General features: G+C 42.3%; 16 protein-coding genes. 10 read left to right on the forward strand and 6 right to left on the reverse strand.

The window, feature by feature from the left end:
* Nucleotides 1-38 precede the first annotated feature (38 nt).
* On the forward strand, nt 39-2,549 hold the full coding sequence (locus DXC10_RS01070; protein ID WP_117737194.1) for a YfhO family protein: 2,511 nt from the start codon (nt 39-41) through the stop codon (nt 2,547-2,549).
* Nucleotides 2,550-3,319: 770 nt separating this feature from the next.
* On the opposite strand, the gene DXC10_RS01075 is transcribed toward DXC10_RS01070, so the two are convergent.
* Nucleotides 3,320-4,960, reverse strand: coding sequence for a DUF4168 domain-containing protein (locus tag DXC10_RS01075; protein WP_117737195.1), 1,641 nt, complete (start codon nt 4,958-4,960; stop codon nt 3,320-3,322).
* A 265-nt stretch (nt 4,961-5,225) separates the two neighbouring features.
* Here DXC10_RS01075 and rbfA point away from each other — a divergent pair, with 265 nt between their 5' ends.
* Complete coding sequence (rbfA, locus tag DXC10_RS01080) at nt 5,226-5,558, forward strand: 30S ribosome-binding factor RbfA (RefSeq protein WP_101541900.1); 333 nt, start codon at nt 5,226-5,228, stop codon at nt 5,556-5,558.
* Nucleotides 5,559-5,588: 30 nt separating this feature from the next.
* Complete coding sequence (locus tag DXC10_RS01085) at nt 5,589-6,824, forward strand: FtsX-like permease family protein (RefSeq protein WP_117737196.1); 1,236 nt, start codon at nt 5,589-5,591, stop codon at nt 6,822-6,824.
* Between the two features lie 35 nt (nt 6,825-6,859).
* Here the strand turns inward: DXC10_RS01085 and DXC10_RS01090 are convergent, their stop codons facing one another.
* From DXC10_RS01090 to aroQ, 3 genes are all read right to left on the reverse strand, one after another.
* On the reverse strand, nt 6,860-7,489 hold the full coding sequence (locus tag DXC10_RS01090) for an O-methyltransferase (protein WP_101542411.1): 630 nt from the start codon (nt 7,487-7,489) through the stop codon (nt 6,860-6,862).
* 166 nt (nt 7,490-7,655) lie between these two features.
* Nucleotides 7,656-9,113 carry a pyruvate kinase gene (gene pyk / locus DXC10_RS01095; RefSeq protein ID WP_101541902.1) on the reverse strand — a complete coding sequence of 486 codons (1,458 nt, stop codon included), beginning with the start codon at nt 9,111-9,113 and terminating at the stop codon, nt 7,656-7,658.
* A 27-nt stretch (nt 9,114-9,140) separates the two neighbouring features.
* Nucleotides 9,141-9,566, reverse strand: coding sequence for a type II 3-dehydroquinate dehydratase (gene aroQ, locus DXC10_RS01100; RefSeq protein ID WP_101542412.1), 426 nt, complete (start codon nt 9,564-9,566; stop codon nt 9,141-9,143).
* Between the two features lie 77 nt (nt 9,567-9,643).
* Between aroQ and xerD the strand changes: the two genes are divergently transcribed.
* From xerD to DXC10_RS01120, 4 genes are all read left to right on the forward strand, one after another.
* On the forward strand, nt 9,644-10,594 hold the full coding sequence (gene xerD, locus DXC10_RS01105; protein ID WP_101541903.1) for a site-specific tyrosine recombinase XerD: 951 nt from the start codon (nt 9,644-9,646) through the stop codon (nt 10,592-10,594).
* A gap of 135 nt (nt 10,595-10,729) precedes the next feature.
* A complete protein-coding gene (locus DXC10_RS01110; RefSeq protein ID WP_101541904.1) occupies nt 10,730-12,421 on the forward strand; it encodes a tetratricopeptide repeat protein in 1,692 nt (563 codons plus the stop codon).
* A 107-nt stretch (nt 12,422-12,528) separates the two neighbouring features.
* Nucleotides 12,529-13,593, forward strand: coding sequence for a TlpA disulfide reductase family protein (locus DXC10_RS01115; RefSeq protein WP_101541905.1), 1,065 nt, complete (start codon nt 12,529-12,531; stop codon nt 13,591-13,593).
* A gap of 45 nt (nt 13,594-13,638) precedes the next feature.
* Nucleotides 13,639-15,177 carry a YifB family Mg chelatase-like AAA ATPase gene (locus DXC10_RS01120; protein ID WP_101541906.1) on the forward strand — a complete coding sequence of 513 codons (1,539 nt, stop codon included), beginning with the start codon at nt 13,639-13,641 and terminating at the stop codon, nt 15,175-15,177.
* Between the two features lie 42 nt (nt 15,178-15,219).
* Here DXC10_RS01120 and DXC10_RS01125 read toward each other — a convergent pair whose 3' ends face one another.
* Nucleotides 15,220-17,280: an acetate--CoA ligase family protein gene (locus DXC10_RS01125; RefSeq protein ID WP_117737197.1), complete on the reverse strand. Its 2,061-nt coding sequence runs from the start codon at nt 17,278-17,280 to the stop codon at nt 15,220-15,222.
* 327 nt (nt 17,281-17,607) lie between these two features.
* Between DXC10_RS01125 and metG the strand changes: the two genes are divergently transcribed.
* The 3 genes from metG to DXC10_RS01140 all read left to right on the forward strand — a co-directional run bounded on the left by metG (nt 17,608) and on the right by DXC10_RS01140 (nt 22,198).
* On the forward strand, nt 17,608-19,650 hold the full coding sequence (gene metG, locus DXC10_RS01130; RefSeq protein WP_101541908.1) for a methionine--tRNA ligase: 2,043 nt from the start codon (nt 17,608-17,610) through the stop codon (nt 19,648-19,650).
* A gap of 77 nt (nt 19,651-19,727) precedes the next feature.
* Nucleotides 19,728-21,173, forward strand: coding sequence for a lipopolysaccharide biosynthesis protein (locus DXC10_RS01135; RefSeq protein WP_101541909.1), 1,446 nt, complete (start codon nt 19,728-19,730; stop codon nt 21,171-21,173).
* 2 nt (nt 21,174-21,175) lie between these two features.
* On the forward strand, nt 21,176-22,198 hold the full coding sequence (locus DXC10_RS01140) for a TIGR00180 family glycosyltransferase (RefSeq protein WP_101541910.1): 1,023 nt from the start codon (nt 21,176-21,178) through the stop codon (nt 22,196-22,198).
* Here the strand turns inward: DXC10_RS01140 and DXC10_RS01145 are convergent.
* Nucleotides 22,173-22,676: an HAD family hydrolase gene (locus DXC10_RS01145; protein ID WP_101541911.1), complete on the reverse strand. Its 504-nt coding sequence runs from the start codon at nt 22,674-22,676 to the stop codon at nt 22,173-22,175. The two genes, DXC10_RS01140 and DXC10_RS01145, sit on opposite strands and share 26 nt — an antisense overlap.
* Nucleotides 22,677-22,680 lie beyond the last annotated feature (4 nt).

Consider the following 22,680-nt stretch of genomic DNA (forward strand, 5'->3'; position numbering starts at 1 on the left):
AACTATCTTTGCAACCATTATAAAAAACGTAGTTCAAGATGATAAAGAAGATTCTTCCTGATTTGATTGCCATCCTGGCATTTGCACTACTTTCATTCGCTTACTTTTTTCCGGCGGATATAGAAGACCGTATTCTGTTCCAGCATGACACTGCTGCAGGAGCCGGTGCGGGACAAGAAGCCGCCCTGTATAACGAACAGACGGGAGAGAAAACTCGTTGGACAAACTCTCTTTTCGGTGGTATGCCGACGTACCAAATCGCCCCATCTTATGAATCGGGTACGCCTTTGCGATGGACGCAGAAAGTTTACCAACTATTCCTGCCCAGCTATGTCAATCTGACCTTCATCCTGATGTTAGGATTCTACATTTTGCTTCGTGTATTCGGTATATCGGTATGGCTCGCTGGTTTAGGAAGTATTCTATGGGCCTTTTCGTCCTACTTCTTTATTCTGATTTCAGCCGGACATATCTGGAAGTTTATTACCCTTGCTTATATTCCTCCCACAATAGCGGGTATCATATTGGCTTACCGTGGTAAGCTATTAGCAGGAGGTATCGTAACAGCCATCTTCGTTGCCCTGCAAATTATGTCCAACCATGTGCAGATGTCCTATTATTTTCTATTTGTCATCTTGTTCATCATGGGAGCCTATTTTGAGGATGCCTGGCGTAACAAGACATTGCCCGAATTCTTTAAAGCCAGTGCAGTGTTGTTTGTAGCTGCCCTCATCGGTGTAGCTGCCAACCTCTCCAACCTTTATCATACCTATACGTACAGTAAAGAAACCATGCGTGGCAAAAGCGAACTGGTACAAACCGGCGATGCAGCCAAACAGACAAGTAGCGGATTGGATCGTGATTATATCACACAATGGAGTTACGGCATTGACGAAACTCTTACCTTGCTTGTCCCCAATTTCAAAGGTGGAGCATCTACCCCACTTATCCAGAGCGAAACGGCCATGGAGAAAGCCAATCCCATGTATAGCGGTTTATACAGCCAACTGACACAATATTTTGGCAGCCAACCCATGACAGCAGGTCCCGTTTATGTAGGCGCTTTCGTGCTGTTTCTTTTCGTATTGGGGTGTTTCATCGTAAAAGGACCATTAAAATGGGCTTTAATTGGCGCCACTTTCTTCTCTATTGTTCTTGCCTGGGGTAAGAACTTCATGCCGCTAACGGACTTTTTCATCGACTATATTCCGATGTACAACAAATTCCGCGCTGTATCATCCATCCTCGTTATAGCGGAATTTACCATACCGTTATTGGCTATTTTTGCTTTGAAACGCATATTGGATGAGCCCGAAATATTGAAAAAAAACAGAAAAGCGATCGGTATCAGCATAGCACTCACAGCCGGTGTCGCCTTGTTACTTGCCGTGGCACCCGGTAGTCTTGGTTCAGGTTTCGTCCCTGCCCAAGAAGCACAAATGTTACAGAATGCCGTAAACCAACAAATGATACCGGCCAACGAGTTACCGGGTATTCTCGCCAATTTACAGGAAGTACGTTCTGCTCTTGTCAGCACCGATGCTTTACGCAGTTTCTTGATTATCGGTATCGGCTGCGCATTATTGGGACTTTATGCCGCCCGTAAATTAAACAAAACCGTTACCGTCAGCGCCATAATCGTATTGTGTATCGGTGATATGTGGAATATCAACAAACGTTATCTCAACGATAGCCAATTCGTTCCGCGTTCCACTCAAACTCAAACATTCACCAAGACAAAAGCAGACGAGTTGATTTTGCAAGATAAAGCTTTAGATTATCGCGTACTGAACCTTGCCAGCAATACATTCAACGAAAATAATACTTCTTATTGGCATAAAAGTGTCGGTGGTTACCATGCCGCCAAGTTACGCCGTTATCAGGAAATGATAGAGCATCACATCAGTCCTGAAATGCAAGCTGTATATAAGGAAGTAGCCACTGCAGGTGGTGAAATGGACAGTGTGGATGCTTCTAAGTTCCGCATACTGAATATGCTGAACACCAAGTATTTCATTTTCCCTGCCGGACAGCAGGGAGAAACCGTACCCATTCTCAATCCGTACGCTTACGGTAATGCCTGGTTTGTAGACAAAGTACAATATGTTGATAACGCCAATCAGGAAATAGAAGCTCTGGATAGCATTCTTCCTACAGAAACAGCTGTAGTGGATGTCCGTTTCAAAGATATACTGAATGGTGTAACAGAAGTCTATAAAGATAGTTTATCCACCATTCGCCTGACAAGTTATGAACCTAACCGTTTGGTATACGAAACAGAAAATGCCAAAGACGGCATCGCTGTATTCTCCGAGATCTACTATCCTGACGGTTGGCAAGTCACCATTGACGGGCAAGCCGCCAAGCTGGCACGCGCTGATTACATCTTACGTGTCCTGTATGTTCCTGCCGGCAAACATACCATTGAGATGCGTTTCGACCCAAAGAGTCTGCACGTAACGGAAGGTATTGCTTATGGAGCCTTCGCACTCCTGATTATGGGAGTAATCGTACTTGTAGTGATGACACGAAAAAGAAAAATGGTTTAAAAAGCTGCGTTAAAGCGGGGCACGTAGATATTTAAGGGAGATTTGTTTGATATACTTGATAAATTCTTTTGATACTGTATTCATCACGGAGAACACAAGGGGATATCGTTTTTTTTACCGGACGAGATGTCTGAAGCTGTATGCTTGGCGCATCAATCTGTCAAATTGATTTCAAAACGGCACCCATCAGATGCTTTTTATCTCCGAACCGCCCGTTTTGCTGACACACCCGCTTCCCGAAAAATCCGGAAGCGTGCGATTGGGTGCATAAACATGCGGCATTTTCACCGAATATCCCGCCTCCCGCACGAGGGATGTTAACTTCCGACGTAAGGGATATTAACTTCCAGCGTGAGGGATATTAACTTCCGGTGTGAGGGATATTAACTTCCGGTGTGAGGGATATTAACTTCCCTCACGGGAAAAACGGACATTTCTCCCACAAACGCCCTTTTTCTCCCGTGAAAAGAGTACTTTTGCACGATCAGCTCGCAGTTTTTCGTCTATTTGGATTGTTTATATTTATGTATTTCACTATCCATGAGCAAGATACAGATTTTCGTCCGTATATTTTCGCTTGCGCCTGCCGACGGGTAGAAATACGCGTTTCTCGGGACACGGAAAGTACAAAATGTCAAAAATGGACACAGCAATACCAGGATTTCTTGAAAACCGCATAGAGCAGCACCTCGAAACCGGGTGATCCGTACCTGAAAAACACCATACAAGAGAAAAAATAAGTTTTCAGGCACTTCCTTTCACAGATTTCTTTAGTCTTCCTCAGTATATCGATTATACCGATATCGGTCTTCCTGCTCTTTCAAAGCAGCATCCACCATTTCCTCACTGTAACAACCAGAATTTGCAATGATTTCAACTAACTCATCATCTGTCTTCTGCACTACTTTATCATGTATCATAGCTTGCTTGTTCATCTCTTTCCTATTCTGCTGGATAGTTTCCACAGCTTGTACAAACCTTTCATTATAATCTTCTCTGTTCGCTAAAATTTCTTTCAATTCTTCATCTGATTTGTTGGCAAGCTTAGCGGATATTTGCTCGTCAATCCCCGACGACTCCGGTATCCACGGGCGTTGCGGCTGCGAAGCGACCTCAGCAATGTCGTCTTCGGGAACAACTTCACCTTTACCAAAGACACCCGAAATGACAGAACGCCAGCCAATAATAGCAAGATAAAGATAAATCCAGGGAAGAATAGTATAAATATCACCTAAACCCTCAAAGTACACACCCGGAATATACGAGCGAAGTGATCCATAAACCAAGTCAGTCAGGATCAATGAATAGTAAACAATAAGATAAGTAGTTCCTTCTCTTACAAAACGATTTTGCCAATTTTTCCTCAATTGACAAAAAGCAATGATAAACAAGAGGGGAGCCGCCCACATAGAAAACACACGATAAATCCAAACACGCATATCGCCTTCACTACCGGCATAAAAAAGAATGACATTGAGCAAATAACCCATCATATACATTCCGGCGGCAACTGCCATCAAAGTAAACACCGCCTTTTTCTCAATCTGCTTTGACCGTATGACAATAAATGCTATCAACATCATCACTCCACCGATAATAAAAGCTATGATATAGCCGGCATCATATAATTTTCCTATCGGAACATCAGGCGCAACAGTGCCTGCATAACGGCCTACCAACCCATTGAATACGTCATAGAACGCTGTAGCCAGAATGATGCTACACGTAATCATCCATCCGCCAGGCGCATCACTGATACGCCAACGCTCAACGGTAGTACGTCCCTCCACCGTCAAAGGTATTGCATTCTTGATACTCGACCATCCACTGAGTACCACAAAAAATAGAATAAAACATATAATACCTTCAAGAATGAATCCTATTAACGGAATGATTCCCAATACAGCGGCCACAACCGACCATATCATAGCCGCACGCAAGCGCCCCGCTCCTCGACGGGCTTCTTCGGGAAAAGTGTACGAACGCTTCAAACTGCCGTAACCACCAATCATAATAAAGAATGCAACTACACTCGCCACAAATGCCAAAAACCAACCGAACACCGGAATAAATTTCAAGACCTGACTCACCAATCCCCAAACGGCCCCCTTACGGATATTCAATATCGCATGTGCATCGGCAGCCTTCTGTAGTTTAGCAAACCCTGTCAAACCACCAAAATACAACACGTAAGCAAAAACCATAAGCAGTGGTACTACAACATCCGAAGCGTCCGCCCCAAACATGCTGCCATCGATATTCCCACTCATCAGCATATAGCCGATACCGCTTAAGTTGTCTATCTTATCATAAAGTGATACAATCGCCTCAATCAAGGGCATCAGGGAAATAATCAAGACTGCGTTGAAAATGTTCCCGCCTTTTTCACGCCAAAGTGTAGTTACCTTCATAGTAATTATTATTAAGTTTTAATATTCCTCAAATATCAATATATTTTAAATAAAAAACAAACTTTCTCTTCCAATTATTTTACATACATAACGTCACGTCTATCAAATAACACGCACTTGTATCGGACATGCAAAAATTACGTTAGGAATTTCAGCCACCTAATAACGTTAGGAAAAATATAAAAAACATATAAATCGAGGACAAAACAATATATTTCAGTACCTTTGTGTTCTATTTATGTTCTAATAATAAAAAGAAAAGTATATGGAAAGTACCCGTCAAAATAAAATATCCCGTTTACTCCAGAAAGAGTTGAGTGACATCTTCTTGTTACAAACCAAATCTATGCCCGGAGTATTAATTTCTGTGAGTGCCGTGCGTATTAGTCCCGATATGAGTGTGGCTCGTGCCTATCTCAGTATTTTCCCGTCGGAAAAGAGTGAGGAAATCATCAAGAATATCAATGCTAACATGAAATCCATACGTTTTGAATTGGGTACACGTGTACGCCACCAACTACGCATTATCCCTGAACTGAAATTTTTTGTAGACGACTCGTTAGATTATTTAGAACGCATTGACGAACTTTTAAAATAATGTTTAGTGATTAATGATTAAACATTAATTATGCACCTGCCATTTTACATTGCCCGTCGCTACCTCTTTTCTAGAAAGAAGCACAATGCCATTAATATAATCTCCGGTATATCAGTATGCGGAGTAACATTGGCTACTTTGGCACTGGTATGTACTCTATCTGTATTCAACGGGTTCCAGGATATGGTGGCAGGGTTCTTTACCGCTTTCGACCCGGAATTGAAAATTACAATTCGCGAAGGGAAAGTTTTCGATCCGCAAGAGTCACGTATTCAACAGATACGAACACTACCGGAGATAGATGTCTGGACAGAAACATTGGAAGAGAGTGCTATGGTTCAATATAAAGACCGGCAGGCAATGGCAGTTATAAAGGGAGTAGAAAACAACTTTGAGCAACTGACTTCTATTGATAGCTTACTCTACGGGACAGGTGAATTCATTTTAGAAGACTCGATTGTAGACTATGGCTTTCTTGGTGTGGAACTGGTCTCTGAACTAGGTACAGGCATTCAGTTCGTTGATCCATTACAGGTGTTTGCTCCCAAACGGAATGTACGGGTGAATATAGCCAATCCTTCCGCCGCTTTCAACCAAGATTATTTATTCTCACCAGGAGCCGTGTTTGTTGTCAATCAACAAAAATACGATTCTCGTTACATCCTTACTTCCCTGAACTTTGCACGCCGTTTGTTCAATTACGACACGGAGGTTTCTGCTATTGAGTTAAAACTAAAACCAGGGACAAGCACTGACGCTGTACAGAAAAAGATGGAAAATATACTCGGTGATCGGTTCGTTGTACAGAACCGTTATGAACAACAAGCTGATGTTTTCCGTATTATGGAAATTGAGAAACTTATTTCTTATCTGTTCCTGACTTTCATCCTCGCCATCGCTTGTTTCAACGTCATCGGTTCGTTGTCCATGCTGATACTGGATAAGCGTGAAGATGTAGAAACGTTACGTAATCTGGGAGCAGACGACCAGTTGATTTCTCGCATTTTCCTGTTTGAAGGGAGATTAATTTCTCTATTCGGAGCTGTTATCGGTATTATCATCGGATTGTTACTATGCTTCCTGCAAGAGCAATTCGGACTTATCTCATTGGGAGGCGGTAGCGGCAGCTTTGTGGTCGATGCCTATCCGGTGAGTGTACACGCAACGGATATTATACTGATATTTATGACAGTAATTGCAGTAGGTTTCCTATCTGTATGGTATCCGGTGAGATATCTCAGCAAACGACTGCTGAAAAAAGGGTGAGAAAAAAGACAACGGGAAAAGAAATAGTAAGCCCTTTATATCTTGTGGATAATGGTCAATCCATCACGTAAGGGAAGAATTACTTTTTCTACGCGGTTATCTTTTGCTACCAGATCATTGAATTCTTTAATACGAATGGTTTGCAAATCGGAAGCATGGGGGTGCTCTTCCAATACATGGCCATCCCATAAGGTATTATCAGCAACGATATAACCGCCTACTGAAAGATGCGCCAATGCCATCTCATAATATTCAATGTATTTACGCTTATCCCCGTCCATAAAAACAAGGTCGAAAGTTATTCCCAACTGCGGAACACGTTCCAAAGCATCACCTATATAAAATTTAATTTTATCAGCATAGGCAGAATTCTCCAACCAAGGACGAGTAAAGTCTTCTTGTTCGTCATTGATTTCGAATGTATGCAACATCCCGCCTTCGGGAAGTCCTTCTGCCATACAAAGAGCGGAATAGCCGCTATAAGTACCTATCTCCAAAATCTGACGGGGACATATCATCCGGACAAACATCTTGAGCATACGTCCCTGCAAATGTCCTGAAGCCATCCGGGGATAAAGTAACTTGACATGGGTATCTCGATAGAGGGCTTTCAAGTAATCGCTCTCTTGATCAATGTGTGCCAGGATATATTCGTCTAACGTCATAGGAATTGAGGGTTTAACATTATCATACTGAACGAAATCGAAGAATCCCATTTTTCAGGAAGATAGACAACTCCACAGAAAAAGGAGATCCTTCGACAAAAATTCAGGATGACAGGTACTGTCAGATATTACTTTTAAATTAAAGTACTTCGCAAAATACGGTATTTTATAAATATCTATTGCTGTTAGGCAATACACTCTCTGTCGCATGTTTCAAAGCATCTTCTACGACATTGATTTCGAGGAAAGAAGTCTGCGTACCTGCTTTTCCGCTACTCAAGTAACCTACCATATCGGTAGGTTGCAAACGTCCTTCCTTCAACAAACGGCGAAGAGCGGCAAAATAATATTCTTGTCCATTGGCCAGTTCCGGCATATAAATAGCTTCCACACCATAGGATAAAGCAAGATGGCGCATTGTCTTTTCCTTATAACAGATGGCCAGAACCGGATATTTTCCACGAAACGCAGCCAGGTTACGAGCGGTACGTCCACTATAACTATCTGTAATGATAGCGCGGATTTTCAACTTAGTAGTGGCTTTTACAGCCTGCTTAGCAAGGAAAGCAGTTACATCGTTACTGTTCTCATCCAGAGGAATACGTATATCATTATCTGCCAACTTATCTTTTTCTGCCTGGGCAGCAACTTTAGTCATTGTTTGCACCGCTTCTACAGGGTACTTACCATAAGCGGTTTCACCACTTAACATAAGGGCATCAGTACGATAATAAATAGCATTGGCAATATCAGTCACCTCAGCACGGGTAGGACGGGGATTGGATATCATGGTATGAAGCATCTGCGTGGCAACGATTACTGGCTTCTTAGCGAGAATACATTTACGTATCAACATACGTTGGATACCCGGAATACGTTCTTGAGGAACTTCGATACCCAAATCACCACGAGCTACCATCACACCATCGGCTACCTCAAGAATTTCATCAATATTATCTACACCTTCCTGGTTCTCAATCTTGGCAACGATACGGATATCACTATTGTGTTCATCAAGAATTGCCTTGATATCAAGAATATCCTGTTTGTTGCGAACAAAAGAATGAGCAATGAAATCAATATCCTTCTCAATGGCATAAAGGATATTATTACGGTCTTTCTCCGTCAAGGAAGGCAGATTGATACGAACACCCGGCACATTGACACTCTTACGGTTACCAAGCGTAGCTTCATTCTGAACCTCACAAAGCAAATAATCAGGAGTCTTATCTACTACGGCCAATTCCAAATCACCATCATCAATAAGGATTTGTCCGCCAACATTCAAATCATTCACAAAATTAGGATAGGAAACGGAAATACATTCACGAGTAGTTTGCAGATCGGGATTGCCTACTACCTTTACACGGTCACCCACTTTAAAAGGAATCGGTTCGGCAAGCACGGTAGTACGCACCTCAGGACCTTTCGTATCCATCAGGATAGCGATACGATTGGATACCGAACGAACGTTAGCTATCAATTTTTCAAACCCTTCACGTCCTGCGTGCGCTGTATTCATGCGCACCACATTCATACCGGCTTCGAACAACTTCTGTATAAAGTCTACATCGCAACGTTGGTCAGAAATCGTTGCAACGATTTTTGTTTGTTTCAATAACATAATCTTATACCTGTTTACTTATTATATTTATTTTTTGTTATCCAGCAGCGCTTCCAAAGCTAATCTGTAAGAATTCAGCCCGAAACCGCAAATGACACCCTGACAGGCATTGGCAATCATGGATACATGACGAAATACCTCACGGGCATGTACATTGGAAATATGCACCTCAATCACCGGAGCAGTGACCGAACGAATAGCATCCTGCAGAGCAATGGACGTATGAGTGTAAGCACCTGCATTCAAAATAATGCCGTCCACATCAAAACCGACTTGCTGTATCTTATCTATCAGTTCTCCCTCGATGTTGGACTGGAAATAGTCAATTTGTACATCCACATATTTTTTACGAAGTTCGGCAAGGCAGTCTTCAAAAGTAACACTGCCATAAATGGAAGGTTCACGTTTGCCCAACAGATTTATATTGGGACCGTTAATAATTTGTATCCTCATAACACAATTTTTTATACCTTTGTCCACAGAGAACAATTTTTCAAGGTGCAAAGATAGTATAAAGGTAGGAAAAAGAAATGAAAGTAGGAGAAAAATCAACGGATAAAGAAAAGCGAGCGTTGATAATCAGAAAGTATAAACAATATCTGAAGTTGGAGAAAGGACTTTCTGATAACACCTTCGATGCTTACATGACAGACTTGAGAAAACTTCTGGATTTCCTGGAAAGCGAAAATATCAAGATATTCGATACTACGCTTGATGACCTTCAGCGTTTTACTGCTGGTCTACACGACATAGGCATTCATCCGCGCTCCCAGGCACGTATTCTTTCGGGTATCAAATCTTTCTTTCACTTTCTTGTCATAGCTGATTATCAAGAAACCGACCCGAGTGAATTACTTGAAGGACCCAAAATCGGATTTAAATTACCGGAAGTACTCACTGTGGAAGAAATCGACAAGATTATCTCTACCGTCGATATGGAGAAAAATGAAGGTCAACGCAACCGAGCCATCCTGGAAACACTGTACAGTTGCGGCTTACGCGTATCGGAGCTCTGCAATCTGAAAATATCCGATCTCTATTTTGAAGAGGGGTTCATAAAGGTAGAAGGGAAAGGCAGCAAGCAACGGCTGGTTCCTATTTCTCATCGCGCTATCAAAGAAATAAAATACTGGTTTAAAGACCGTTGCCACTGGAAAATAAAAAAAGATTTCGAAGATTATGTATTTTTGGCACGATGGGGCAACGGCATATCACGCATTATGGTATTTCATCTGATTAAAGAGCTGGCACAAAAAGCAGGAATTACCAAAAATATCAGCCCGCATACTTTCCGTCACTCCTTTGCTACTCATTTATTGGAAGGAGGTGCCAATTTACGTGCTATACAATGTATGTTGGGCCATGAATCTATTGCTACCACGGAAATCTACACTCATATCGACCGGAATATGTTGAGAAGTGAAATAATTGAGCATCACCCGCGTAATATAAAATACAGAAAAGAACATAGCTTTTATTAAATTATAATAAATATGACAGTATTATTAACAAATTGACGAGAGAATTTATACCTTTGCGAAGCTATATCTATAGGACTATAGCAGCGAATTGTGAATAGACGAATTTCAATTACAAACAATTAATTTATATCTAAAATGACTAAAAAATTGTATCTGCCTTTGTTAGTGGCACTTGTTGCTGTTTTGACATCATGCAGCAGCAAAATGGGTGAACTGTCTTCTGACTATTTCACAGTGACTCCTCAAGTATTGGAAGCCGTAGGTGGTAAAGTTCCCGCTACCATTAATGGCAAATTCCCTGAAAAGTACTTCAAGAAGAATGCTGTAGTAGAAGTAACTCCGGTTTTGAAATGGGACGGTGGCGAAGCTAAAGGTCAGCCTGCTGTATTCCAGGGTGAAAAAGTTGAAGGTAACGACCAGTCTATCTCTTACAAGACAGGTGGTAGCTACACAATGAAGACTTCTTTCGACTATGTTCCTGAAATGGCTAAATCTGAACTGTATTTGGAATTCAAAGCTAAAGTTGGTAAGAAAGAAATTACAATTCCTGCTGTAAAGATAGCTGATGGTGTAATCTCTACTTCTGAAATGATCGGCCAGACTTTGGGTACTGCCAATCCAGCTAACGGTGACGATGCATTCCAACGTATTATTAAGGAAAAATATGATGCTAATATCATGTTCTTGATCCAACAAGCTAACGTACGTGCAAGTGAGCTGAAAACAGCAAAATCCTTCAACGAAGAAGTTAAGAATGTAAACGATGCTGCCAACAAAAAAATCAACAACATTGAGATTTCCGCTTACGCCTCTCCTGATGGTGGTGTTAAGTTGAATACAGGTTTGGCCGAAAATCGTCAAGACAATACAGCTAAAGTTATCAACAAAGACCTGAAGAAAGCTAAAATTGAGGCTGCAGTTGACACTAAATATACTGCACAAGACTGGGAAGGGTTCCAGGAATTGGTTAGCAAATCCAACATCCAAGATAAAGAATTGATTCTTCGTGTACTGTCTATGTATTCTGATCCTGAACAAAGAGAAACTGAAATCAAAAATATTTCTTCTGTTTACAAGACTTTGGCTGACGAAATCCTTCCGCAACTGCGTCGTTCTCGTTTGACTTTGAACTATGATGTTATTGGTAAGTCTGACGAAGAAATCGCTTCTTTGGCTGACAGCGATGCAAAACAATTGAACATCGAAGAATTGCTGTATGCTACTACTTTGACTAATGATCCTGCTAAGCAAGAAGCTATCTTTACCAAAGCTACTCAAATCTATCCGAACGATTACCGTGCTTATAACAATTTAGGTAAGTTGTCTTATCAGGCTGGTAATTATGATAAGGCTGAAGGTTATTTCAAGAAATCTCTTTCTATCAAGAATTCTCCTGAAGCTAACATGAACATGGGTCTTATCGCTTTGAAGAAGGGTGACAAAGCAACTGCTGAATCTTATCTGAGCAAAGCTTCTGGAACAAAAGAATTGAACGAAGCACTGGGTAATCTGTACGTAGCTCAAGGTCAGTACGACAGAGCTGTCAATGCTTTCGGTGATACAAAGACTAACAGCGCTGCTTTGGCACAAATTCTGGCTAAAGACTACAACAAGGCTAAAAACACTTTGGCTAATGTAGAAAAACCGGATGCTTACACTGACTATTTGATGGCTGTTGTAGGTGCAAGAACAAATAACTCTTCTATGGTTATGGACAACTTGAAGAAGGCTGTTGCTAAAGATTCTACTTTGGCTAAGAAAGCTGCTTCTGACTTGGAATTCTCCAAATATTTCACGAATGCAGACTTTATGAGTATCATCAAATAATAAGTATATAGATGAAAAGAAGTGCCCGACATAGAAATATGTCGGGCATTTTTTTTTATTCACACCAAAAAGAAGTATTTTCGCAACAAAGTAGCAGAAAAATCCATATGAAGAATATTTACCTTGCATATTTCCTCATTATCATATTATCCGCTTGTGGCGGTAAGAAGTCCGAAACGGTCAGCCTGAACGGTGAAATCAAAGGATTAGGAAATGATACTCTCTATATCTATGGTGCAGATAGGTTATATGACCGTATGGATACATTACTCGTCAAAGATGATAAATTTTCCGCCACTCTTACTCCGGATACTTTAGTAGAAACGTATCTATTGTTCAGCAACGGTTCTCAATATCCGCTCTTTATGGATAAAGGAGACAAGATACGCATTAAAGGTTCTGTCTCCGAGCCCGGTATATTGGAAATAAGCGGTAATAGCGCTAACGAGGAACTGACAGCTTTCCAAAATGAGTTGAAAGAGCTGGGTAAACCATCGCAGAAAGTGATGGAAGAAAAGGCAGAAAATTTTATCAATAGTCATCTTGCTTCATTAGCAAGTCTCTACTTACTCGACAAGTATTTCATTCAAAAGCATCAACCTGATTATAACCATATTAAAAGGTTAATCGAACACATGACAGGCGAACTAAAAGATCGTCCTTTTATTGATGAACTTCTGAACCGTATTCAAGAAGAAGAGAAGTCGGAAGTCGGAAAGACCACTCCTTATTTCCGTTTACCCAATGATAAAGGAAAAACTATAAGCCGTTCCGATTTTAAGGATCAGTATCTATTGATACAGTTCTGGGCTTCATGGGATACTTTGAGTCGGGACAGTAATGCTGTTTACAGGCGTATCTATAAAAAGGAACAGAAAAATAAAAAATTTGCCTTGTTGGGAATCTCTCTGGATATAGACAAAGAGAAATGGCAGAAAGCCATTAAAGCTGATACCTTGAACTGGGAGCAAGTTTGCGATTTCTCCGGTTGGAATGCTGAACCTGTCAAGTTGTTCTCCATTCGGAGTTTACCAGCTAATATATTACTCAGTCCTTCGGGAAGAATTGAAGGAAAAAACCTGAGCGAAAAGGCTATCGAAAAGAAACTGAAAGAAATAGAGGAAAGAGAAAAGAAAGAGACGGAAAGGAAACAAAAGAAAATAAAACGTTAATTTCATTGTCTCCTTTTCATTACTAATAATTAATCATTAATTCACGTGCTCATCAAAGTTTTTGGAGCGGCTGTTCAAGGTATTGATGCAACCCTTATCACCATTGAAGTCAACAGCTCCAGAGGCTGTATGTTCTATCTCGTCGGACTCCCGGACTCAGCAGTCAAGGAAAGTCATCAACGCATTATTTCAGCATTACAGGTCAATGGCTACCGGATGCCAACAAGTAATATTGTCATCAATATGGCTCCGGCGGATATTCGTAAGGAAGGTTCTGCATACGACCTACCATTAGCCATCGGCATGCTGGGTGCCAATGAAGTAATTCAAGCTGACAAAATGGGGAAGTACCTGCTAATGGGAGAATTGAGTCTGGATGGTAGTCTACAACCTATCAAAGGTACTTTGCCAATTGCCATAAAAGCAAGGGAGCTGGGCTTTGAAGGCATCATCATTCCTAAACAGAATGCGCGTGAAGCAGCTGTTGTAAACAACCTGAAAGTATATGGAGTGGAAAATCTGAAAGAAGTGATTGAGTTCTTCAATGGGAAACAGGAGCTTAAACCAATACAGGTCAATACACGTGAAGAGTTTTATACCCGCCAAAGCACTTCTGAGCTGGATTTTGCCGATGTGAAAGGACAGGAAAACGTGAAACGTGCACTGGAAGTAGCGGCTGCAGGTGGGCACAACATACTTCTAGTTGGGGCACCGGGTAGCGGTAAGTCTATGCTGGCAAAGCGTCTCCCTTCCATACTACCACCATTATCACTAGGTGAAAGTCTCGAAACCACTAAAATACATTCAGTAGCCGGAACACTGGAAAAAGAAGGAGGACTTATTTCTAAGCGGCCATTCCGCGACCCACATCACACGATTTCTACCGTAGCCATGACCGGAGGAGGCAGTTTTCCTCAACCGGGTGAAATCAGCCTCGCCCACAACGGAGTACTGTTTTTGGACGAATTGCCGGAGTTCAACCGGAATGTGCTTGAGGTGCTGCGGCAACCTCTGGAAGACCGGAAGATTACAATTTCACGTGTTAAATGCAAGGTAGAATATCCGGCCAGTTTCACGCTGGTTGCTTCTATGAATCCTTGTCCTTGCGGATACTATAATCATCCGACTAAAGCTTGCGTTTGTAGTCCGGGGCAGGTACAGAAATACCTGAACCGAATTTCCGGCCCCTTGCTCGACCGTATCGACCTTCAAATCGAAGTAATACCGGTTCCATTTGAAAAGATGTCCGATACCCGCCCAAGCGAATCGAGTGAGAGTATCCGTAAACGTGTGATACACGCCCGTCAAGTTCAGGCCGAAAGATATGCAGACATTCCGGGTGTGTATTGTAATGCACAAATGAACAGTAAGCTACTCGCACGCTATGGCCGTCCAGATGACAAAGGTCTTGAGCTACTAAAAAACGCCATGAACCGCTTCAATCTTTCAGCACGTGCATACGACCGTATCTTAAAGGTATCGCGCACCATTGCCGACCTTGAAGACAGCGAATCAATACAACCCGCTCATCTGGCGGAAGCCATCGGATATAGAAACCTGGATAGGGAAGATTGGGCCGGATAAAAAATTCCACCAATTCCCGATCCTTTATACACAAAGTACTTATTATTTCTCTATCCTGATACGTGCATCCACCGCAATCACATTCTTCTCCGTTGCAAGCAACGGATTGATATCCATTTCCTTGATTTCCGTAGCAAAACGCAATAAGGTAGAGAGGCGTACTATAATTTCGGCAAACTTATCTTCATTGACACCCTTTTGGCCACGCGTACCTTTGATAATCTTATAAGCACGCAAAGAATGAATCATGGAATAAGCTTCCTCGTAGGACAAAGGAGCCAGACCAGAGGAAACATCTTTCAGCACTTCGACAAAAATGCCACCCAAACCACAAAGTACCACATGACCGAATTTTTCTTCGTACTTGGCCCCGATAAACAACTCCGTACCGCGTAGCATGGGTTGCAACATAATACCTGTCACCTCAGGAATTTGCATCATACGATCGAACTCCAAAGCAAGATGCTGCTCACTCTTTATATTCAGTACCACACCGCCCACATCAGACTTATGCACGGGTCCTACAACTTTCGCCACCACAGGAAATCCCGCACGACGGGCAAAAGCGAGTACTTCATCCTTATTGGCTGAGACAAACTCTTCCACTACCGGAATACCTGCCGAATGAAGCAATGCTTGTACTTGATGAGGTTCTATATAACCGTCTTCGGGAATAGAGTCAATAATACGACGTATGCGAGGAACATCCACCCCGAAGAGTTCAATTTCATTATTCGCTGGTCTCGACACATTCATGATGCGAGACAGTGCTGTACCTAACGTCACCTCATCCGCAAAGTTCACATGTCCTTTCGCGAGAAATGCGGCAACTTCCGCTCCTGCGGTGTTGATGGAAGGAAGAATAGGGAAAATAGGCTTTTTACAGGTCTGCATCTTTCCGTGCAGCACATCATACATTTCGAACATGGTGACCAGCCCGGGTGTACCGAAAATAGCCATCACGGCATCCACATTGTCAAACTTCTCTTCACAGTATTCCAAACAAAGGCGCAGATGTTCGGGTGTCCCCGTGGCAAGGATATCTATCGGGTTTCCTACCGCCGCACCCGGAAAAAGTAAACTTTTCAACTCTTCGGCAAGCGGGCCTTCCAACTTCGGTACGTTCAATCCACCCTTACTCAAGGCATCCGTCAGCATCACACCCGGCCCTCCCGCATGAGTAATAATGGCGAAGTTCTTCCCTCTCAGCTCCGGCAAAGTGAAAATACACCCCACTGTAGTCAGTTCCTCCCGTGAATGGCAACGCACAATACCTGCCTTACGAAACAGAGCTTCCACCGCAGAGTCGGGACTGGCAATGGCACCTGTGTGCGAGGATGCTGCCCGACTTCCACTTTCACTGCTACCAGACTTGATAGCCGCAATCTTGCATCCCTTTTTTATCAGTGAAGAAGCATGGAACAATAATCTGTCCGGATCGCCGATACTCTCTATATAAAGCAGTTTTATTTTAGAATCTCTTTCCGTATCAAAATGTTCATCCATATATTGCAGCACATCCTCCACTCCAATCTGCTTGGCATTACCTACAGACCAGACGGAATTGAACTGTAAACCTTTGGTAACCGCACTCTCCAAAATAAATACCGCAGTCGCACCGGAACTGGATATCAGGTCAACGCCTTGCGGATGCAAGTTAGGAATAGGCTGGCTGAACACACTATGATGCCAAGTATTCATCAATCCGATGCAATTAGGTCCTATTAATGAAGCACCGTATTTATTCACCGTCTCCAAAATACGGTTTTCCAACAGTGCACCCTCATGGGTTTCTTCTCCAAAACCCGCAGAAAGAATGATGAATGCACGCACCTGCTTTTCAGCAGCAAGTACCTGTACCGCCCCGGGACATAACGTCGCCGGAATGGCAAGTATCGCCAAATCCGTTTCAGGAATATCCTTTACATCAGCATACGCCACTACACCTTGTACTTCGGTTTCTTTCGGATTGACAGCACGTAATTCTCCTGTATATCCACCGTTCATCAGATTTCTCAAGATAGCACCTCCCGGCTTATGTACATTATTGGAAGCCCCCACTACCACGATACTGGCAGGATGCAACAATTGGTTTGTTATCATAATCTGTTTATATTATGTTTCAACTATACAATGCACAAATATACATTTTTTATACGTGGATACAAGAGATAGAAGAGTTTTTCCTGAAGTATTATTTACATTCTACGCAAAACAAATTCAGAAGAAAATCATTCTATACATAAAACAAAAGAAACAATTCATTTCATTAGAAAAGTATCATCCAAGAAAAGAAAAATAACGACTGACACAAAACACCGGGAAGACAACCTACGTTTTATGTTTATATATACTATTCGTATTTAACAGAAAACCGTTATCTTTGCACATCCTAAAAGCGTTCATAACAAAAGAGATACATATAACACAATGGAAAAGAAATTCAAACGTACCACCGTGACATCGGCACTGCCGTATGCAAACGGCCCCGTTCATATCGGACACTTGGCCGGAGTCTATGTTCCCGCAGATATCTATGTCCGCTACTTAAGACTGAAAAAAGAAGAAGTTGTATTCATTGGAGGGTCTGACGAGCACGGAGTACCCATCACTATACGTGCCAAAAAAGAGGGTATCACACCGCAGGATGTAGTAAACCGTTATCATACACTCATTAAGAAATCTTTCGAAGATTTCGGTATTTCATTTGATATATACAGCCGCACAACTTCAAAAACTCATCACGACACGGCCTCCGATTTCTTCCGTAAATTGTACGACAAAGGTGAATTCATTGAAAAGACCAGCATGCAATACTACGATGAGGAAGCAAAAACTTTCCTTGCCGACCGATATATTACCGGTGAATGTCCTCATTGCCACGCAGAAGGTGCCTACGGTGATCAATGTGAGAAATGCGGAACCAGCCTTAGCCCTACGGATCTGATTAATCCCAAGAGTGCTATCAGTGGAAGCGAACCTGTAATGCGTGAAACAAAACATTGGTATCTGCCACTGGACAAACACGAAGAATGGTTACGCCAATGGATTTTGGAAGACCATAAGGAATGGCGTCCCAATGTATACGGCCAATGTAAAAGTTGGCTCGACATGGGTTTGCAACCACGTGCCGTTAGCCGTGACCTTGACTGGGGTATTCCTGTACCCGTAGAAGGTGCTGAAGGTAAAGTACTTTACGTATGGTTTGATGCACCTATCGGTTACATCAGCAATACGAAAGAGCTGCTGCCCGACTCTTGGGAGAAATGGTGGAAAGACCCTGAAACCCGTCTTGTACATTTCATCGGAAAAGACAATATCGTGTTCCACTGCATTGTATTTCCTGCCATGTTAAAAGCTGAAGGGAGTTATATCCTACCGGATAACGTACCGAGTAACGAATTCCTGAACCTGGAAGGAGATAAGATTTCTACTTCTCGTAACTGGGCTGTATGGTTACACGAGTATTTGCAGGACTTTCCCGGAAAGCAAGATGTATTGCGCTACGTGCTTACTGCCAACGCTCCGGAGACGAAGGACAATGACTTTACCTGGAAAGACTTTCAGGCACGTAACAACAATGAATTGGTAGCCGTATACGGTAACTTCGTGAATCGTGCCTTGCAACTGACAAAGAAGTATTTTGACAGTGTGGTTCCCGCTGCAGGCGAACTGAACGATTACGATAAGGAAACTCTTAAAGAATTTGCCGATGTAAAAGCTGAAGTAGAAAAATTATTAGACGTATTCAAGTTCCGCGATGCCCAGAAAGAAGCTATGAACTTGGCACGTATCGGCAACAAATACCTTGCAGACACTGAGCCCTGGAAACTTGCCAAGACAGACATGCCGCGTGTTGCTACTATTCTGAATATTTCTTTACAATTAGTAGCCAATCTCGCCATTGCTTTTGAACCGTTCTTACCGTTCAGTAGTGAAAAACTGCGCAAAATGCTGAATATGGATAATTTTGATTGGGCAGAACTGGGACATACAGATTTACTTCCCGCCGGACATAAGCTGGCAGAACCGGAATTGTTGTTCGAGAAAATTGAGGATGATGTCATTCAAGCACAGGTAGACAAGTTGCTCGCTACAAAGAAAGCCAATGAAGCAGCCGGCTACAAGGCAAATCCCATCAAACCTACCATCTCTTTTGAAGAGTTCGAGAAACTGGATATCCGTGTAGGTACCGTATTGGAGTGCGAAGTTGTTCCCAAAATGAAGAAGTTGCTAAAATTCAAGATTGCCGATGGACTGGAAAATCGTACTATCGTGAGTGGTATTGCCCAGCACTATAAACCCGAGGAGTTGATAGGTAAGCAAGTATTGTTTATCGCCAACCTGGCTCCCCGGCAATTCAAGAATGGCCTGGTAAGCGAAGGAATGATTCTTTCCGCCGAAAACTATGATGGCGCATTGGCAGTGACTTCATTGCTGAAAGAAGTAAAACCGGGTAGTGAAGTAAAATAAGACTTATCCTCACCGCACGTACCCATGCGGTGAGGAATATTGACTTTTACCGGCAATCTCACAAAGATCAATATAAGATGGGTGATTTATCGCTAAAAGAGAAAACAGCTAAAGGATTATTCTGGGGTGGCATAGGCAACGGTGCCATGCAATTGTTGAACCTTGTTTTCGGAATATTTCTTGCACGTCTGTTATCCACCACCGATTATGGTATGGTGGCTGTGCTTACTATCTTTTCTGCCACAGCAGGCATTTTCTCGGAAAGCGGTTTCATCCTGGCGCTTGTCAACAAAAAGGAAGTCAACCCACAAGATTACAATTCCGTTTTCTGGTTTAATATCAGTATCGGTATTACACTTTATCTGTTACTGTTTATAAGCGCTCCTTTCATTGCCGACTTCTATCATACTCCCGAACTTACCGAGCTGGCACGCTTCCAGTTCTTAAGTTTCCTCATCGGAAGTTTTGGTACAGCACCTACAGCATATTTATTCCGAAACCTCATGGTAAAGGAACGTAGTCAAATACAAATAGCAGCCATTCTCGTTTCCGGAATTGTAGGGGTTACTTGTGCCTATCACGGATGGGGATATTGGGGAATTGCCATACAAACCGTATTATATACCAGCACCAATACTGTATTGCTTTGGATATTCTCTCCTTGGCATCCTACCTTCTCATTCAAATTCTCTCCTTTACGGAAACTACTTCCATTCAGCAGTAAGCAACTGTTTACATCTTTATTCACGCATATCAACAACAATATATTTTCTGCATTGCTGGGACGTTTTTATACTATTCAGGAAGCCGCTTACTATTCACAAGGAAGCAAATGGACCACTATGGGGTACTCCACCATCTTCGGAATGATAAACAGTGTGGGGCAACCTGTATTCAAAGAAGCTTCGGGAGACGTTCAACGCCTGCAAAACATTTTCCGGAAACTATTACGTTTCACGGCTTTTGTCAGTTTCCCTGCCATGTTAGGACTCGCTATCATTTCGCGCGAACTGATTGTATTGACCATTACCGACAAATGGTTACCTTGCGTACCCATCATGCAGATCTTATGTGTATGGGGAGCTTTTATGCCCATTTCCACCCTCTACTCCAACCTAATGAACAGTATAGGACGACCGAACATTTACATGTGGAACACCATTACATTGGGAGCCTTCCAACTACTATGCGTGTGGTTCAGTTATCCTTACGGGTTGAATGTAATGTTGATAGTCTACACTTCCATCAATATATTATGGTTGTTGGTCTGGCAATATTTTGCCCACAAACATATAGGAATTTCTCTATTGCATATCCTATGGGATATTAGTCCCTATGTTATCTTGTCGGCAGTAACCATGAGTTTCACTTATTGGGTAGGAAGCCATATTGAGAATAACTATATTTCCCTGCCGGTAAAGGTAATTCTGGCCGCTTCACTTTATATATTCTTTATGTGGAGTTTGAGATCCACCGTCTTTCGGGAAAGCCTGCAATATTTATTAAAAAAGAAAAACTTGTAACAATGACTCTACAAAATGTTACCGTAATCATCCCTGCACACAACCGTCCTGAACGCTTACGCCGATTACTCAACTATTATCGCCATACGGATATAAAAATACTCGTTCCCGACTCGTCCGATCGGATATTCCCTTATGCGGCAGAATATCCGAAAGTAACTTACCTGCACCGTCCCAGACTACACTTCCTGTTGAAAATAAAAGAGATACTTCCGTTTATCAATACCCCCTATGTAGTTTACTGTGCCGACGATGACTTCATAGTGCCCACCGGTATTGCGCAAATGGTTGCCTTCTTAGAGACTCATCCTGATTACAATACGGCACAAGGACATTACCTGACCTTCACCCCTCGGAAAGGGAAAGTCCATTTTTATCCACGTTATATCCGTTATTTCGACAAACGGATTACAGACGAAACACCACGTGAGAGACTATTACAAGAAAAAAATATGTATGCGTCCCTCCTATACTCGGTTATACGTACCGATGTTTTTCAGAAGATGTATGCCTCCTGTTTCAACACCGACGGAAGTCTACGTTTTTCCAACCTTTTTCTGGCAGAAGAGTTTTTTAACCATGCCGCACTCATATCCGGTAAATACGCCACATTACCCTATTTCTACAGTGCACGTGAACGTATATCCGGTTCCGCAACCGACCAAACCGTACAAGTATCTGTCATCAAGACTTCTCCAGAGTATCAAAAAGAATATCAAGGTTTCTTGTTGGCTGTGGGAGAATTATTGAGAGACCAGGAAACAAGCAAACTTGAAGAAGCGATCTCCTTCATATGCAACATCAGTAATATGCCCAAAGACGCTCCCGGAATTTCATGGAAAAAGAGACTGATGGAATTTACCAAAAAATATGCCCTACTACGTTGGGTAAACAAACTTGCAGACCAAAGATATCATCAGAAAGGGCTTAAGGCTGTAAAAGGAATGCCAAGCTATCCTTGTACATTCTCCACACCCGAAAAAGAAGAAATCATTAAAGCTATTTTGACAAACAACGTTCTATAACCGACTGTAACATACCATTGTCGGCCAATAGTTTCTCCACAAACTCCCGGAAAGCCCCATAACCACCATGTGCAGTTGTCACATAAGCCACTTCACGTTTCACGTAGTCGGGTGTATTACTGGGCGAAGCGCTGAAACCAACCCGACGAAGCAGTGGCAAATCGTTCAAATCATCACCGATAAAAGCAACTTCTCCCAGGGTTATACCCAGTTCGTTACATAATTCTTCAGCCTGAGCCACCTTGTCCTTCACACCCAGATAACAATATTTGATTTTCAACTTATCGGCACGTTTTTGGACAATCTGCGTATTCTCACCGGTCATAATGGCTACGGGTATTCCCAGCTCACGCAGGAAAATCACACCCCAACCGTCTTTCACGGAAAAGCGTTTCATTACATCCCCCTCGCCGGTATAATACATTCCACCATCAGTCCAGACGCCATCAATATCAGTAATCACTAATTTCGGTAACATACTT

Origin of the sequence: Bacteroides sp. OM08-11, from assembly GCF_003438665.1 — a bacterium.
GTDB classification, from domain to species: Bacteria; Bacteroidota; Bacteroidia; order Bacteroidales; family Bacteroidaceae; genus Bacteroides; species Bacteroides cutis.

Bases quoted from the DNA above. Each gene is read 5' to 3' on its own strand.
- DXC10_RS01070 (WP_117737194.1), top strand. From the start codon at position 39: ATGATAAAGAAGATTCTTCCTGATTTGATTGCCATCCTGGCATTTGCA.
- DXC10_RS01075 (WP_117737195.1), bottom strand. From the start codon at position 4,960: ATGAAGGTAACTACACTTTGGCGTGAAAAAGGCGGGAACATTTTCAAC.
- rbfA (WP_101541900.1), top strand. From the start codon at position 5,226: ATGGAAAGTACCCGTCAAAATAAAATATCCCGTTTACTCCAGAAAGAG.
- DXC10_RS01085 (WP_117737196.1), top strand. From the start codon at position 5,589: ATGCACCTGCCATTTTACATTGCCCGTCGCTACCTCTTTTCTAGAAAG.
- DXC10_RS01090 (WP_101542411.1), bottom strand. From the start codon at position 7,489: ATGACGTTAGACGAATATATCCTGGCACACATTGATCAAGAGAGCGAT.
- pyk (WP_101541902.1), bottom strand. From the start codon at position 9,113: ATGTTATTGAAACAAACAAAAATCGTTGCAACGATTTCTGACCAACGT.
- aroQ (WP_101542412.1), bottom strand. From the start codon at position 9,566: ATGAGGATACAAATTATTAACGGTCCCAATATAAATCTGTTGGGCAAA.
- xerD (WP_101541903.1), top strand. From the start codon at position 9,644: ATGAAAGTAGGAGAAAAATCAACGGATAAAGAAAAGCGAGCGTTGATA.
- DXC10_RS01110 (WP_101541904.1), top strand. From the start codon at position 10,730: ATGACTAAAAAATTGTATCTGCCTTTGTTAGTGGCACTTGTTGCTGTT.
- DXC10_RS01115 (WP_101541905.1), top strand. From the start codon at position 12,529: ATGAAGAATATTTACCTTGCATATTTCCTCATTATCATATTATCCGCT.
- DXC10_RS01125 (WP_117737197.1), bottom strand. From the start codon at position 17,280: ATGATAACAAACCAATTGTTGCATCCTGCCAGTATCGTGGTAGTGGGG.
- metG (WP_101541908.1), top strand. From the start codon at position 17,608: ATGGAAAAGAAATTCAAACGTACCACCGTGACATCGGCACTGCCGTAT.
- DXC10_RS01135 (WP_101541909.1), top strand. From the start codon at position 19,728: ATGGGTGATTTATCGCTAAAAGAGAAAACAGCTAAAGGATTATTCTGG.
- DXC10_RS01140 (WP_101541910.1), top strand. From the start codon at position 21,176: ATGACTCTACAAAATGTTACCGTAATCATCCCTGCACACAACCGTCCT.
- DXC10_RS01145 (WP_101541911.1), bottom strand. From the start codon at position 22,676: ATGTTACCGAAATTAGTGATTACTGATATTGATGGCGTCTGGACTGAT.